Source organism: Flavobacterium sp. B330r, from assembly GCF_056824325.1.
This window is the reverse complement of the sequence record NZ_CP124860.1, coordinates 1,127,329-1,142,039: the sequence shown is the minus strand read 5'-3', so window position 1 is coordinate 1,142,039 and position 14,711 is coordinate 1,127,329. Positions and strand designations below refer to the sequence as shown.

At 32.4% G+C, this 14,711-nt stretch carries 14 protein-coding genes; 13 read left to right on the top strand and 1 reads right to left on the bottom strand.

All coding sequences use genetic code 11. From position 1 onward, the window contains the following. Positions 1–79: 79 nt before the first annotated feature. The 8 genes from rpsD (at position 80) to ctlX (ending at position 8,420) form a co-directional block, all read left to right on the top strand. Complete coding sequence (gene rpsD / locus QLQ95_RS05235; RefSeq protein WP_095931494.1) at positions 80–685, top strand: 30S ribosomal protein S4; 606 nt, start codon at positions 80–82, stop codon at positions 683–685. 21 nt (positions 686–706) lie between these two features. Further along, the gene (locus QLQ95_RS05230) at positions 707–1,699 is read left to right on the top strand and encodes a DNA-directed RNA polymerase subunit alpha (RefSeq protein WP_008464329.1); all 993 of its coding nucleotides are present in this window, start codon (positions 707–709) and stop codon (positions 1,697–1,699) included. A 62-nt stretch (positions 1,700–1,761) separates the two neighbouring features. Beyond that, positions 1,762–2,253 carry a 50S ribosomal protein L17 gene (gene rplQ, locus QLQ95_RS05225; protein ID WP_095931493.1) on the top strand — a complete coding sequence of 164 codons (492 nt, stop codon included), beginning with the start codon at positions 1,762–1,764 and terminating at the stop codon, positions 2,251–2,253. Between the two features lie 245 nt (positions 2,254–2,498). Beyond that, positions 2,499–3,608, top strand: a complete 1,110-nt coding sequence (carA, locus tag QLQ95_RS05220) for a glutamine-hydrolyzing carbamoyl-phosphate synthase small subunit (protein ID WP_482502921.1) — start codon at positions 2,499–2,501, stop codon at positions 3,606–3,608. Between the two features lie 111 nt (positions 3,609–3,719). Beyond that, positions 3,720–5,012, top strand: a complete 1,293-nt coding sequence (gene eno, locus QLQ95_RS05215) for a phosphopyruvate hydratase (RefSeq protein WP_095931491.1) — start codon at positions 3,720–3,722, stop codon at positions 5,010–5,012. Positions 5,013–5,165: 153 nt separating this feature from the next. After that, on the top strand, positions 5,166–6,443 hold the full coding sequence (locus QLQ95_RS05210) for a citrate synthase (RefSeq protein WP_095931490.1): 1,278 nt from the start codon (positions 5,166–5,168) through the stop codon (positions 6,441–6,443). Positions 6,444–6,505: 62 nt separating this feature from the next. Next, positions 6,506–7,420 carry a dimethylarginine dimethylaminohydrolase family protein gene (locus QLQ95_RS05205; protein ID WP_428237221.1) on the top strand — a complete coding sequence of 305 codons (915 nt, stop codon included), beginning with the start codon at positions 6,506–6,508 and terminating at the stop codon, positions 7,418–7,420. A gap of 64 nt (positions 7,421–7,484) precedes the next feature. Next, positions 7,485–8,420 (top strand): citrulline utilization hydrolase CtlX, encoded by a 936-nt coding sequence (ctlX, locus tag QLQ95_RS05200; protein ID WP_320493019.1) that lies wholly within the window; start codon positions 7,485–7,487, stop codon positions 8,418–8,420. 75 nt (positions 8,421–8,495) lie between these two features. Here ctlX and QLQ95_RS05195 read toward each other — a convergent pair whose 3' ends face one another. Beyond that, on the bottom strand, positions 8,496–9,122 hold the full coding sequence (locus QLQ95_RS05195) for a MarC family NAAT transporter (RefSeq protein ID WP_095931487.1): 627 nt from the start codon (positions 9,120–9,122) through the stop codon (positions 8,496–8,498). Between the two features lie 152 nt (positions 9,123–9,274). Here QLQ95_RS05195 and QLQ95_RS05190 point away from each other — a divergent pair, with 152 nt between their 5' ends. From QLQ95_RS05190 to QLQ95_RS05170, 5 genes are all read left to right on the top strand, one after another. Further along, on the top strand, positions 9,275–9,640 hold the full coding sequence (locus QLQ95_RS05190; protein ID WP_095931486.1) for a CoA-binding protein: 366 nt from the start codon (positions 9,275–9,277) through the stop codon (positions 9,638–9,640). A gap of 130 nt (positions 9,641–9,770) precedes the next feature. Further along, positions 9,771–10,391, top strand: coding sequence for a recombination mediator RecR (gene recR, locus QLQ95_RS05185; protein ID WP_095931485.1), 621 nt, complete (start codon positions 9,771–9,773; stop codon positions 10,389–10,391). 70 nt (positions 10,392–10,461) lie between these two features. Next, a complete protein-coding gene (locus QLQ95_RS05180; RefSeq protein WP_095931484.1) occupies positions 10,462–11,253 on the top strand; it encodes a polysaccharide biosynthesis/export family protein in 792 nt (263 codons plus the stop codon). Between the two features lie 16 nt (positions 11,254–11,269). Next, positions 11,270–13,717 (top strand): polysaccharide biosynthesis tyrosine autokinase, encoded by a 2,448-nt coding sequence (locus QLQ95_RS05175; RefSeq protein WP_482502917.1) that lies wholly within the window; start codon positions 11,270–11,272, stop codon positions 13,715–13,717. A 10-nt stretch (positions 13,718–13,727) separates the two neighbouring features. Next, entirely contained in the window at positions 13,728–14,711 is a 984-nt protein-coding gene (locus QLQ95_RS05170) for an SDR family oxidoreductase (protein WP_482502915.1), read from the top strand.

The following is a 14,711-nucleotide window of genomic DNA, read 5'->3' as shown; positions in this document are numbered from 1 at the left end:
ATAGTATAAACAAGGTAGAACATAGATTATCGAAGGATTAGACCTGAATTCATAATTTCTACCTTAAATTTTTTTTAAAATGGCAAGATATACTGGTCCTAAAACCAAAATCGCTCGTAAATTTGGCGAGGCAATCTTCGGAGATGATAAATCTTTCGAAAAAAGAAATTACCCACCTGGACAACACGGGATGGCTAAAAAAAGAGGAAAAAAATCTGAGTACGCTGTTCAGTTAATGGAAAAGCAAAAAGCTAAATATTCTTATGGAATTTTAGAAAAACAATTCAGAAATTTATTCGAAAAAGCATCAGCGACTAAAGGAGTAACTGGTGAAGTTTTATTACAATTATGTGAAGCAAGATTAGATAATGTTGTTTTTAGAATGGGAATTGCTCCATCTAGAAGAGGTGCGCGTCAAATCGTTTCTCACAGACACGTTACTGTAAATGGAGAGGTTGTTAATATTCCTTCTTACCACCTTAAGCCTGGTGATAAAGTTGCAGTTCGTGAAAAATCTAAATCTTTAGAAGCTATCGAACGTTCTTTATCAAATTCAAGTCATGTTTATGAATGGATTACTTGGAACAATGATCTTAAAGAAGGAACTTTCGTTTCTGTACCTGCGAGACTTCAAATTCCAGAAAACATTAAAGAACAATTAATCGTAGAGTTGTACAACAAATAATAATTGACTTAGTCGAAATTTATGGCAATATTTAATTTTCAAAAGCCCGATAAAGTTATCATGATCGATTCAACCGATTTTGAAGGTAAATTTGAGTTTAGACCTTTAGAACCTGGTTACGGATTGACAGTTGGTAATGCACTTAGAAGAGTTTTGCTTTCAGCGTTAGAAGGTTATGCAATTACATCTGTTCGTATCGAAGGTGTAGATCATGAGTTTTCTACTATTTCAGGTGTTGTTGAGGATGTTACCGAAATTATCCTTAATCTAAAACAAGTACGTTTCAAACGTCAGATTGAAGATATCGATAATGAATCAGTTACTATTTCTGTTTCTGGTAAAGATCAATTGACAGCAGGTGATTTTCAAAAATTTATCTCAGGTTTTCAAGTTTTGAATCCAGACCTTGTTATCTGTAATTTAGATTCTAAAATCAAATTGAACTTCGATTTAACAATCGAAAAAGGTAGAGGATACGTTCCTGCTGAAGAGAACAAAAAACAGAATGCTGCAATTGGAACAATTTTTACAGATTCTATTTTTACTCCGGTAAAAAATGTAAAATATGCAATCGAAAATTTCCGTGTAGAGCAAAAAACAGATTACGAAAAATTAGTTTTTGAAATTAAAACTGATGGATCTATTAATCCAAAAGATGCTCTTACTGAAGCTGCTAAAGTTTTAATTCACCATTTCATGTTGTTTTCTGATGAAAGAATTACACTTGAGGCTGACGAAATTGCACAAACAGAATCGTATGATGAAGAGTCATTGCATATGAGACAATTGCTTAAAACTAAGCTTGTTGATATGGATTTATCTGTGAGAGCATTAAATTGCTTGAAAGCGGCTGAAGTTGATACACTTGGTGATTTAGTATCGTTCAATAAAAATGACCTAATGAAATTCCGTAATTTTGGTAAAAAATCTTTAACTGAACTTGATGAACTTGTTGCAGTGAAGAATCTAACTTTCGGAATGGATTTAGCTAAATACAAATTAGATAAAGAATAATTTACTTCATATTTTGCTCTCCATAGTGGATTGTAGCAAGATGAAGATAAAAAAAACACGTCATGAGACACGGAAAAAAATTCAACCACTTAAGCAGACAGACTGGACATAGAAAAGCTATGTTGGCTAATATGGCTTGTTCTCTTATTGAGCACAAACGTATTAATACTACTGTTGCTAAAGCTAAAGCGCTTAAACAATTTGTTGAGCCTTTAATCACTAAATCAAAAGAAGATACGACTCACAATCGTCGTATTGTTTTTGCTTACCTACGTAGCAAATATGCTGTAACTGACTTGTTCAGAGATGTGGCTGCTAAAGTTGGAGACCGTCCAGGTGGATACACTCGTATCATTAAAGTTGGAAATCGTTTGGGAGATAATGCTGATATGGCAATGATCGAACTTGTAGATTTCAATGAACTTTACAACGGAGGTAAAAAAGAAGTTAAAAAAGCGAAAAGCCGTCGTGGTGGTAAGGCTAAAAAAGCTGAAACTGCTGCTCCAGAAGCTCCTGCTGCTGAAACAGAAACGACTACTGAAGCTTCTGAATAATTATGAAAGTAATCATTCTATAGAAATCAAGGATAAACTAATTTTTAGTTTATCCTTTTTTTTTGATTTTTTTGAAACCATAAAAATGTAACTTATTTAAAATGATAGGTTTTATTTTTACGGATGAAAGTTTTAAAAAATCTTGGAGGGGCTATTTTAAAGAAGTAAATTTGCAAAATTCTAATTACACTTAAAACTTATATTTTGGTTTTATAAATTGATTAAAAAACAATACAAATTAAATAATGAAATACACAACACGACAAAGCGCCATTTTATTACTTAGTGACGGAACAATCTTTCACGGAAAATCTATCGGGATTAGCGGTAAAACTTTTGGTGAAGTTTGTTTTAACACAGGGATGACTGGGTATCAGGAAATTTTTACTGATCCTTCTTATTTTGGGCAAATAATGGTTGCTACAAATACACATATCGGAAACTATGGTGTTAATGATTCTGAAGTTGAATCTGATAGTATTAAAATTGCCGGTTTAGTTTGTAAAAACTTTAGTTTTAATTATTCTAGAGAAAATGCTTCGGGAAGTTTAGAGGATTATTTTGCTAAACAAAATTTAATCTGTATTTCTGATGTTGATACGCGTGCACTTGTAAGCTACATTCGAGATAATGGTGCTATGAATGCAGTAATTTGTACAGATGGAACTTCAATTGAGGATTTGAAAAAAGAGTTGGCTAATGTTCCTAATATGGAAGGTTTGGAATTGGCTTCTAAAGTTTCAACTAATGAACCATATTTCTTTGGCGACGAAAATGCTACTTATAAAATATCAGCTTTAGATCTTGGTATCAAAAAGAATATTTTGAGAAATCTTGCTAAAAGAGATTGTTACATTAAAGTGTATCCGTTTGATTCAACTTATAAAGATATGTCTGAGTTTAATCCTGATGGATATTTCTTATCAAACGGCCCTGGAGACCCCGATCCGTTGTTTGGAGCAATTCAGGTTGCTAAGGAAATTTTGGCAGATAATAAGCCATTGTTCGGAATCTGTTTAGGGCATCAAGTAATTGGTTTGGCTAATGGTGTTGAAACTTATAAGATGTTTAATGGACACAGAGGAATTAACCACCCAGTAAAAAACATCCTTACAGGTAAAGGCGAAATAACATCTCAAAATCACGGTTTTGCTGTTAAGAGAGAGCAATTGGAAAATCATCCAGAATTAGAAATTACACATGTTCACTTGAATGATGGTACTGTTGCAGGAATGAGAATGAAGAATAAAAATTGTTTCTCAGTTCAATATCACCCAGAGGCTAGTCCGGGACCGCACGATTCGTCATATTTGTTTGATCAATTTGTAGAGAATATTAAAAGTGGCAAAGCCTAAAACGATGTAGTTAATAAATAAAGGTGTTTAATGACTACAATGCGTTTATAGTATTAAATATTTTTATAATTTCGAAAAAAAAATATAATTTATTAATAAAAAACAAAAATAATGAGTATTATAATTAAAGTTCACGCAAGACAAATTCTTGATTCTAGAGGTAATCCTACTATTGAAGTAGATGTAGTAACTGAAAATGGAGTTTTAGGTAGAGCTGCTGTTCCATCTGGAGCATCAACTGGAGAACACGAAGCTGTTGAATTACGTGATGGAGGTAAAGCTTATCTAGGTAAAGGTGTTTTGAATGCAGTGAACAATGTAAATACTGTTATTGCTGAAGAATTAGTGGGAACTTCTGTTTTCGAACAAAACACAATTGACCAATTAATGATTGATTTAGATGGAACTCCAAATAAATCTAAATTAGGAGCTAATGCTATTTTAGGGGTTTCATTAGCTGCTGCAAAAGCTGCTGCTAACGAACTTGGATTGCCATTATACAGATACGTAGGTGGTGTTTCTGCTAATACGTTACCAGTTCCAATGATGAACATCATCAACGGTGGTTCTCATTCTGATGCGCCTATCGCGTTCCAAGAGTTTATGATTTTCCCTGTAAAAGCAACTTCTTTTACGCATTCTATGCAAATGGGAACTGAAATTTTCCACAGTTTGAAAAAAGTTTTACACGATAGAGGTTTGAGTACAGCTGTAGGTGACGAAGGTGGTTTTGCTCCAAACTTAGCTGGTGGTACTGAAGATGCATTAGATACAATTAAATTGGCTGTTGAAAAAGCAGGTTATTCTTTCGGTGACGAAATTATGATCGCTCTTGACTGTGCTGCTTCTGAGTTTTATGTAAACGGTAAATACGATTATACTAAATTTGAAGGTGAAACTGGAAAAATCAGAACTTCTGAGGAGCAGGCTGATTACTTAGCTGAACTTGCTGCTAAATATCCAATTATTTCTATCGAAGATGGTATGTACGAAGATGATTGGAATGGATGGAAATATTTGACTGAAAAAATTGGTGACAAAGTACAATTAGTAGGTGATGATTTGTTTGTTACTAATGTTGAGCGTTTGTCTACAGGAATCCAAAAAGGAATTGCTAACTCTATCTTGGTAAAAGTAAACCAAATTGGTACTTTAACTGAAACTATTGCAGCTGTAAATATGGCGAAAAACGCTGGTTACACATCTGTAATGTCTCACCGTTCTGGAGAAACTGAAGATAATACAATTGCAGATTTAGCTGTAGCTTTAAACTGTGGTCAAATTAAAACTGGTTCTGCTTCTCGTTCAGATCGTATGGCAAAATACAATCAATTATTACGAATTGAAGAAGAATTAGGAAGCACTGCTTATTTTCCAGGTTTAAATGCTTTCAAGATTAAATAATCATAAGAGATATATTAAGATAAACCATTCATTTTTTAATGAATGGTTTTTTTTTGGAGTTTTAACAAATTCATAGCAGTATTCTTTTTTTAATTAGTCTTAAATTCATTAGATTTGATAAATTATTATTTAAAGAATTATTTCCAGTATATTATGTCAAAAATAGCTACATTAGAAATAGATGGTAAAAAGATTGAGCTTCCAGTAATCACAGGAAGCGAAAACGAATCAGCTATCGATATTAACAAATTACGTGATTTAACAGGTTTTATTACCCTTGATCCAGGTTATAAAAATTCAGGGTCTTGTACAAGCGAAATCACTTTCCTAGATGGAGAAGAAGGAATTTTGCGTTACAGAGGATACTCGATCGAAGATCTTGCAGAAAAAGCTAATTTCTTAGAAGTATCTTATCTTTTGATTTTTGGTGAATTGCCTACAGCTTCACAATTAGAAGATTTTGAAAATGGTATAAAAAAGCATTCTTTGGTAAACGAAGAAATGAAAAATATCATTGATGGTTTTCCTAAAACGGCTCACCCAATGGGAGTGCTATCTGCTTTGACTAGTGCTTTAACGGCATTCAATCCTAAAGCAGTTAATGTTGATAATGAAAAAGAAATGTACGAGGCTATTTGTAAAACAATGGCAAAATTTCTTGTAATTGCTACATGGACTTATAGAAAATCTATGGGTTATCCTTTAAACTATTACGATAATACAAAAGGATATGTAGAAAGCTTTATGCAATTAATGTTTAAATTGCCTACTGGTCCTTATGCTGCAAATCCAGTAATCGTAAATGCTTTAGATAAATTATTTATTCTTCACGCAGATCATGAGCAAAACTGTTCTACATCTACTGTTAGAATGGTAGGTTCTTCTCACGCAGGCTTATTTGCTTCAGTTTCTGCAGGAGTTTCTGCTTTATGGGGGCCACTTCACGGTGGAGCAAACCAAGCTGTACTTGAAATGCTTGAAGAAATTAATAAAGATGGCGGAGATACAGATAAATTCTTAGCAAAAGCAAAAGACAAAAATGATCCTTTCCGTTTAATGGGATTCGGACACAGAGTTTATAAAAACTTTGATCCAAGAGCTAAAATTATCAAAAAAGCAGCAACAGAAGTACTAGAGACTTTAGGTGTTGAAGATCCGATTTTAGATATCGCAAGAAAATTAGAAAAAGCTGCTCTTGAAGATGAATACTTCAAAGCAAGAAACTTATATCCAAACGTTGATTTCTACTCTGGAATTATCTACAGAGCTTTAGGAATTCCAACTGATATGTTTACTGTTATGTTTGCAATTGGAAGACTACCAGGTTGGATTGCGCAATGGAAAGAAATGCGTGAAAACAAAGAACCAATTGGAAGACCAAGACAAATTTATACAGGACATCCTTTACGAGAGTTTAAGTCTAATAAATAAAAAACGAAAGCTTCACTTAACTGTGAAGCTTTTTTTATATTTGCTCAAAATACAATAGAGTTATGTTGCAATTAAATGTAAAGAACGAAACGTCTCGACTTCGTGCTGTAGTTTTGGGTTCTGCTGTTCATAATGGACCAACTCCAACTATAGAAGAGGCTTATGATCCTAAATCGTTGGAACATATTAAGGCGGGAACTTATCCTTTAGAAAAAGATATGGTTGCTGAAATGGATGCTTTTAATGCTGTTTTTCAGAAATATGATGTTACAGTTTATCGTCCGGAAATGATTGAAAACTACAATCAGATTTTTGCACGAGATATTGGGTTCGTAATTGATGATATCTTTGTGAAATCGAATATTCTTCCAGATAGAGAACGCGAATTAGATGCTATTCAATATGTAATTGATCAGATAGATCCATTAAAAGTAGTTCGCCCTCCAGAAGAAGTTCATATTGAAGGAGGAGATGTTATGCTTTGGAATGATCATATTTTTATCGGAACTTATAAAGGAAGTGACTATAAAGACTACATTACAGCAAGAACCAATATGCATGGTGTGAACTATATCAAATCGTTATTTCCTAATAAGATTGTAAAAGAATTTGATTTGGTAAAATCTAAATTAGAAGCAAGAGATAATGCATTGCATTTAGATTGTTGTTTTCAGCCGGTTGGAAAAAATAAAGGTATTATTTATAAAAGAGGTTTTCGTGAGGAGGCAGATTATCTTTATTTAGTGAAGCTTTTCGGGAAAGAAAATCTATTCCATATTGAAAGAAACGAAATGTATAATATGTTTTCGAATGTATTTTCAATTGATGAAAATGTGGTGGTTTCTGAAAAGAATTTCACGAGATTGAATAATTGGCTTCGTGAAAATGGTTTTACTGTTGAAGAAATTCCATATGCTGAAATTTCAAAGCAAGAAGGTTTGTTGAGATGTTCAACGCTTCCATTAATAAGAGACTAAAAAAAAACAATTTTAAATTTCAGTCTTCTAGAAAAACTTGAAACTTGAAACAAAAAAATAAAGAATGATACAGACTACTAATGCTATCGTGATGATTCGCCCAGTTGCATTCAGGATGAATGAACAGACGGCTGTAAATAATTATTATCAAAAAGTATTAGACGGACTTTTACCAAGTACCGTTAATGCTAAAGCGCAACAGGAGTTTGATGCTTTTGTTGAAAAATTAAGAACGGTTGGGGTAGATGTTACTGTTGTTGATGACAATTTAGAGACTGATACTCCTGATAGTATTTTTCCAAACAATTGGGTTTCATTTCATGAAAATGGAGATGTGGCCCTTTATCCGATGTTTGCTGAAAATCGTCGTCAAGAACGTCGTGAAGATATTTTGGATACTTTGGAAGAAAAAGGATTCGAAATTTCTAATATCATGGATTATACTTCAGCAGAAGAAGATGGCATTTTCTTAGAAGGAACAGGAAGTTTGTTGTTAGATAGAGCTAATGGAAAAGCATATTGCGCGTTATCTCCAAGAGCAGACGAAGAATTGTTTATAGAGTTCTGTGAAGATTTTGATTATGCTCCTGTTATTTTTGAAGCTTTTCAAACGGTTGATGGCGAGCGTAAACTAATTTATCATACTAATGTAATGATGTGTTTAGGTGAAACTTTTGCTGTTATTTGTGCAGATTCTATCGATGATAAGAAAGAACGAAAAATGGTTCTGGATAATCTTAAACAAGATCAAAAGGAAGTTATTTTAATAACAGAAGACCAAGTGAATAATTTTGCAGGAAATATGTTAGAAGTTCGCGGAAAAGATGATAAGAGATATATTGTTATGAGTGCTTCTGCACACCAGATCTTAACTCCAAAACAGATTGCTCAATTGGAAAATCATGCAGAAATCTTAAGCTCAAGCCTTGATACAATTGAAGCTTGTGGCGGAGGAAGTGCAAGATGTATGATGGCTGAAGTTTTCTTGCCGAGAAGTTAAAATAAAAGATCTAATAAAAGAAAGGGATAAAATCATACTTGATTTTATCCCTTTCTTTTTAAAAACATTTTGGAGTTAAAAATTTCCTTTTATAATATTTACTATAGCACTTACTATGTATTGAATTCCGATAGAAATAACGATAAAACCAACAATTCTTGAAATAGCGACAATTCCAGATGCTCCTAAAATTCTAGCTAAATAATGAGCGCTTTTTAAAATAGCAAAAATCGCTACAGCAATTGCTAGAATCGCTAATGATGAAATTATAATTTCGTTTATTTCATGATGCTCTTGATAAAAAGCAATTAAAAGAGACATCGATCCAGGGCCAGCAAGCATTGGTATTGCTAAAGGTGTTAATGCGATATCATTTCTGTGTTGCGCTTCATTTTCAATTTTTTTATTGATTCCTCGTTTCTTGTTGAATTTTCCAGAAAGTAAAGAAAAACCAGAATTTACAATTACAATTCCGCCCGCAATTCTTAAGGCGTCTATGCTGATTCCGAAAAAAGTTAAAACATATTGGCCAATGAAATAAGAAACCAATAATATGATGAAAACATTGATTGCGGTCCAAAGAGAGATTCGTGATCTTTCTTTTTGAGAGTCGTGTTGTGTTAATCCGACAAAAATAGGTACAGTTCCAATTGGGTTTAGCACTGAGAACAAGGCAGCAAATAAGTAAATAAATAATTCCATATTATATTGATTGGTTGAAGTAAATGTAATTATTTTTTGATGTTTTTATGTGAAATTATGTTATAATAATGTTTTTATTGCTGTTTATTCTGAATCAAAGACATGAAGTTAAATCGTTCTTTTTGATTACTTTTGCAGTCTAAACAAAAACAATGAAAAATAAAAAAACATTAGTCATAGGAGCATCTACAAATCCAGAACGTTATTCTTATAGAGCAGTAAATATGCTGGCAGGAAAAGGACATTCTGTTTTAGCAATCGGACAAAAAGCAGGAGAAGTTGCTGGAGTAAAAATTCAAACTAAAGCGATACCAGTTAAAAATATTGATACCATCACTTTGTATTTAAATCCTATTCGTCAGAGAGATTATTATAATTATATTATTGAGTCACATCCTAAACGAGTGATTTTTAATCCAGGAACAGAAAACCCAGAGTTGTACCAATTACTAGAATTAAATGATATTCAAGTAGAGGTAGCTTGTACATTAGTTTTGTTGGCTACAAATCAATACTAAAATATTATTTGTCACTTTCATTTTAACATTGAAAAGAAAGGTGTTTCGTAATAAATTCTCGTTAGTGTTAAGCTTTGAATTTAATGGCTGTAATGTAGGCTAAACCATTAAAAGTATTACTTTTGTCGTCATGGAATTTTCATCAAAATTAATTGAAAAAGCGGTAAACGAAATGTCGCAATTACCTGGTATAGGTAAGCGTACGGCACTTCGATTAGTTCTTCATTTATTAAAACAACCTAAAGAACAAACAGCTTTTTTGTCTCAAGCATTATTGAAAATGCGTGAGGATATTAAGTTTTGTGAAAGTTGCCATAATATTTCTGATACTAAAATGTGCGAGATTTGCGCTAATCCAGTTAGAAATCATGAAACAATATGTATTGTAGAAGATATTAGAGATGTTATGGCAATAGAAAATACAGGGCAATTTAGAGGAATATATCATGTGCTTGGAGGTAAAATTTCACCTATTGAAGGAGTAGGCCCAAATCAGTTAAATATTTCTAGCTTAGTAACAAAAGTAAAATCTGGAAATGTAGCGGAGATTATTTTTGCGTTAAGCTCAACTATGGAAGGAGATACAACGAATTTTTATATCTATAAACAAATTGCAGATTCTGATATTATAATTTCGACAATTGCGAGAGGAATATCGGTTGGAGATGAATTAGAATATGCAGACGAAATAACACTTGGACGAAGCATCTTGCATAGAGTTCCTTTTGAAAAAACATTTAAAAACAATTAACTAAACCCCAAATAGCGATTATGTTTTTCTTGATATTAAAGGAAAAGATCTTTGCGAAAACATTGAACGAATGACAAAAAACAGTTTTTTTCTATTTTTATTAATCTCTACATTATTTACCTCGTGCATTCCAATCAAAGATTTGGTTTACCTTCAGGATAAAAATGATTCAGGAGAACAAGCAGCGATTGTAGCAGTAGAATCAAAACCATATAGATTGCAAGTGCATGATGTTTTAAAAGTTAATATAAAGGCAATAGACTCAAAATTAGTCTCTATTTTTAATACAACTGAAGGCGAAACTGGTCAGGCAGGCAAGAGCGAAGCTAGTTTGTACTTTGATGGATTTACAGTTGACGATCACGGAAATATAAGAATGCCAATTCTTGGAGAAATTAATGTAATTGGATATACTCTTGAAGAGACAAGAATAAAAATCGAAAAGAAATTACTGGAAGAATATTTTAAAAGCGAAGCAAATATTTTTGTAACAGTAAAACTAGCGGGTTTTAGATATACAATTAATGGAGAGGTTGGAAGTACAGGTACAAAAACATTATTTAAAGATAATGTAAATATTTTAGAAGCTGTTGCAAATGCTGGAGATATTACAACAGTCGGTAATAGAAAAGAAGTAACCATAATTCGTCAGAGTCCAACTGGTGTTCAACTGCATGAGATTGATCTTACAGATGTGAACGTAATGAAATCACCTTATTATTATTTACAGCCAAATGATTATATCTATGTAAAACCATTGAGGCAAAAAACATGGGGAACGGGTCAAACGGGGATACAGTCAATAGGGACAATAATCACATTATTGTCTTTGGCAACAACAGTTTATTTAATTATAAAGTAAAAAATAGGTTTTTAAAATGTTAGACATTAAAGATTTTGCCATTTTTGAAAATCATTCTCATTTTGATTTTAAAGGGTTTCTGTTGAAAATTGCAAGTTACTGGAAATGGTTCCTTGTGAGTTTGATTATCACATTCACTATTGCTTACCAGATAAATATTCGTAAAGAAAAAATTTACGGAATGCAAACCATGATTTCTATTAAAGAAGAAAGCAATCCTTTTTTTACATCAAACACCAGTTTGGTATTCAATTGGGGAGGAGTTTCGGATCAGGTAAATGGTATTTCTACAATTTTGCAATCAAGATCTCATAATGAACTAGTCGTAGATAAACTTCAATTTTATATTAATTACTTAGAGCAGGGGAAATACAATTTAATTGATTCTTACGGAGCGGTACCATTCTACGTCGATATTGACAAAACAAAGGGACAGCTTGCAAATACATTAATTAATATAAAATTTTTAAGCGAAAATGAGTATCAAATTCAGATACCATTTGAAGTTAATTCTGTTTCGTTAATTACTTATAGCAATAATTCTTATGGCAAGACGTCAGTACAACCCACAACTTTTATTAAAAAATACAAAGTGGGAGAACGTGTTAATCTTCCGTTTTTAGATTGGAAACTTCAAATAGTAGATAATCCAGGTTTTTATAAAGGTAAAGAATACTCTGTAAGATTTAATGATTTTGATGGAACTGTATCTCAATACAAAGGCATAAATGTAGATGCTGGAAAAAGTGCGGGGTCGTTGTTGACTTTGTCAATGCAAGGAACAAATAAAGCAAGAATGGTTGATTATCTAAATGCTACCGTAAGGATGCTTATGAAATTGCAATTAGATGGTAAAAACCAATTTGCAACAAACACTATTAGATTTATTGATAGTACTCTTGTTGCAATGGAATCTCAGCTTAAAGAGACTGGTAACGAATTAAAATCTTTTCAAAAAGATAAAAATATCTACCAAATAGAAGATGGTGGCTCTAGGGTTTCAGAGAAGATAATGAATTTTGATGTTGAGAAAGATCAAGTTACTAGAAAAATAGCTTATTATAATTCGTTAAGATCATATTTAAATAGTAGCGACGACTATTCTAGGTTGCCAGCACCTTCTGTTGCTGGAATTGAAGATCCTAATGTTGTTGCTAATGTTTCCAAACTTATAGCTCTTTCTACTCAAAGATCAGAAATGGCTTATGCTGTGAAAAGTGAAAAAATATTTAAAGATTTTGATAATCAAATGGCTGCGGTAAAAAATGTTCTTCAAGAAAATATTGTTACGGCTAAGTCTTCTTTAGTTTATGATTTATCTTTGTTAAATGCCAAAATTGGCCAAGCAGAAAGCACTGTTAAAAAACTTCCTGCTGAACAACAGGAATTACTGAAGATTAAAAGAAAATATGATTTGAACGACAATATCTATACAGAGTTTCTTCAAAAGAGAAATGAAGCAGAAATTGTAAGAGCATCTAACCTATCAGATATTCATTTTATTGATCCTGCAAAGGATATTGGTGGAGGTTTAATTGGGCCTAAGACTTCTGTAAACTATGTAATGGCTTTGTTCTTAGGGATTTTAATTCCTTTGTTGTTTGTTTTGTTAATCTTCTTTATTAATAATTCAATTCAGAATGGTGATGACATTAGTAAACTAACTCAAATCCCATTGCTCGGAGTGATTGGTATTAATAAAGACTCAGGAAGCTTAGCGGTTTTTGATAAACCAAAATCTGCTCTTTCAGAATCATTTAGGGGCTTACGTTCTTCACTTCAGTTTTTATATAAAAAACAAAAAGTTGACGGATCAAAAACCTTAATGATTACTTCTTCAATTAGTGGAGAAGGAAAAACATTCTGTTCTATAAATATTGCTACAGTTTTTGCTTTAAGCGAGAAAAAAACAGTAATAGTTGGTTTGGATTTAAGAAAACCAAGATTGGCAGATGAATTTCAATTAAAATCATCTCTAGGAGTTGTCAATTATTTAATAAGACAAAATAATTTAGAAGAAATTACTAATCAGACGCCAATCCCTAATTTAGACATAATACTTTCAGGGCCAATTCCCCCAAATCCTTCTGAGTTAATTTTAAGTGATGCGATGAAAGAATTGATTGATGAACTTAAGCAAAAATATGATTATATAGTTTTGGATACTCCACCAGTTGGTTTAGTAGCAGATTCGCTAGAATTAGTTCAGTTTGCAGATGTAATATTGTACATTGTAAGACAGAATTATACTAAGAAAGATATGATAACGTTGTTGAATACTAGGCTTAAACGTGGAGAGTTGAGCAACGTGAGTATTGTATTAAATGGTTATGAAAATAAAGCAAAATACGGTAGTGGTTATGGATATGGTTACGGCTACGGAGCTTATTCGAATGGTTATCATGAGGAGGAAGTTAAGGATGGATTTTGGAAAGCATTTTTAAATCGAATTAGAAAAAAATAAACTTTGACAAATGGAAATCAGGGTAAAGAATACAATTTTGATTACTGGGGGAGCTGGATTTATAGGTTCAAATTTGACTGAGTATTTTTTAGGCTTAGGCTATAAAGTCGTTTGTTTGGATAATTTTTCTACAGGCCATCGTTATAATTTAAAAGATTTCTTAAATAATCCTGATTTTAAGTTGATTGAAGGTGATATCCGGAATTTAGCTGATTGCAATTTAGCTGTTGAAGGAGTAGATTATGTTTTACATCAGGCAGCTTTAGGTTCTGTTCCTAGGTCGATAAAAGATCCAATTACGACTAATGATGTAAATGTTTCGGGTTTTTTAAATATGCTTACAGCAGCACGCGATGCTAAAGTAAAACGATTTGTTTATGCTGCGAGTTCTTCTACTTATGGAGACTCTCAAGGATTACCCAAAGTAGAAGATGTTATAGGAAAACCATTGTCTCCTTATGCAATTACAAAATATGTGAATGAGCTTTATGCGGAAATTTTTAGCAAGACATATGGATTAGAAACAATCGGACTTCGTTATTTTAATGTTTTTGGAAGAAAGCAAGACCCTAATGGAGCTTATGCGGCTGTAATTCCAAAGTTTGTAAAGCAATTTATGAGCCACGAGAGTCCAATAATTAATGGAGACGGAAATTATTCTCGTGATTTTACTTACATAGACAATGTAATTCAAATGAATGAGTTGGCTATGACTTGTCAAAATTTAGAAGCAATTAATACTATTTATAATACTGCATTTGGAGACAGAAATACTTTAAATGACTTAGTTGGATATTTAAAAGAATATTTATCAGACTTTGATCCAAAAATAAAGGATGTTCCAGTTATTTATGGCGAAAATCGAGCAGGAGACATTCCGCATTCTCTAGCAAGTATCGAAAAAGCAAAAAGAAATCTCGGTTATAATCCAAAGTATTCTTTGCAAGACGGGTTAAAAGAAGCTGTTGAATGGTATTGGAATAATTTAAAATAA